Consider the following 235-nt stretch of genomic DNA (forward strand, 5'->3'; position numbering starts at 1 on the left):
GGAAGAGATCACCTGCTGCGGCTTCGCCGGCGACAAGGGCTTCAGTACACCGGAGCTCAATGCCTCGGCATTGAAGGGGCTGAAGGAGGTAGTGGCCGATTGCGACTACGGGGTTTCCAATTCGCGCACCTGCGAGATAGGGCTGAGTGAGCACTCCGGGCTCAGCTATCAATCGATTCTCGGTCTGGTCGATAGAGCATCGGCACCAAGGTGATGGGAGGTGTTCGAGATGCAT

At 58.3% G+C, this 235-nt stretch carries 1 protein-coding gene; it reads left to right on the forward strand.

The annotated features are described in order from the left end of the window. A partial coding sequence (locus R0J88_RS23580; RefSeq protein ID WP_410901400.1) for a hypothetical protein occupies window positions 1-214 on the forward strand: 214 nt, incomplete at its 5' end. Window positions 215-235 lie beyond the last annotated feature (21 nt).

Origin of the sequence: Pseudoalteromonas sp. SIMBA_162, from assembly GCF_046535955.1 — a bacterium.
Classification (GTDB): domain Bacteria; phylum Pseudomonadota; class Gammaproteobacteria; order Enterobacterales; family Alteromonadaceae; genus Pseudoalteromonas; species Pseudoalteromonas marina.